This is a genomic window from Campylobacter sp. BCW_6871 (genome assembly GCF_001762325.1).
GTDB classification, from domain to species: Bacteria; Campylobacterota; Campylobacteria; order Campylobacterales; family Campylobacteraceae; genus Campylobacter_D; species Campylobacter_D jejuni.
The window spans coordinates 759-1619 of record NZ_MJWQ01000072.1; the positions used below are offsets into that span (position 1 = coordinate 759).

Below are 861 nucleotides of genomic sequence, written 5' to 3' on the forward strand. Positions count from 1 at the left end.
CAAGATAAAGCAGTGATTTTTTGTGCTGATGGGGCTTTAAGTATGCTTGAAAAAGAAGGCATAGTGCCTGATTATGTTACGAATTTAGATTTTACTGATCTAGCAATGAAATTTTTTCAAAATAAAGAAAATAAAACTTCTTTAAATATACTTTCATGTGTCACGCATCCTAATTTGGTTTATTCACTAGATAATAAAAGTGTGATTTTAAGAGATGATCCTTTATACCAACGCTTCAATCTTAACGACTTTGGTTATATTGATACAGGTACTCATGTAAGTCATTTCTCTTATACCTTAGCTTTAGCTTTAGGATTTAAAAATATTATTATGATAGGACAAGATTTAGCCTTTGATGAAGAAGGAAATTCACACTCAAAAGGTTTTGATTTTGGGGAGAAATTTAGCGGTGAAGAAAATATAGACAAACTTAAAGTCCCCGCCTATGCAGGTAAAGGTGAAGTTTTAACTCATATAACTTGGAATGATTATCGCATAAAACTTGAATATCTTTTTGCTTGTAACAGTAAAGAAGCTAAATTTTACAATGCCACTGAAGGTGGAGCAAGGATTAATTTTACTGAAGAACTTTCCTTTAAAGAATGTTGTGAAAAACTCCTTACAAAAGAAAAACCTAAATTTGAACTTCCAAAAAGTTTAACTAAAAATAGAAGTGATAAACTCCTAGTTAAATTCAAAGAAAAAATACAAAAAGATCAAGATAATGCTAAAAGATTTTTAGACGATGCTTTAGCTTTAAAACAAATTTTAGAAAACATACTCAGTAAAGATTTTATTTTACCTTTGGAATTTTTAGAAAAAGTTTATCAAAATATAGAAAATTTCAATCACTCTTTAGAT

The 861-nt window shown here is 28.6% G+C and carries 1 protein-coding gene; it reads left to right on the plus strand.

Going from position 1 to position 861, the window contains the following annotated elements; all coding sequences use genetic code 11:
* Nucleotides 1-861, plus strand: an 861-nt coding sequence (locus AJ930_RS10635; RefSeq protein ID WP_261659524.1) for a motility associated factor glycosyltransferase family protein, incomplete at both ends; no start/stop codon positions are given.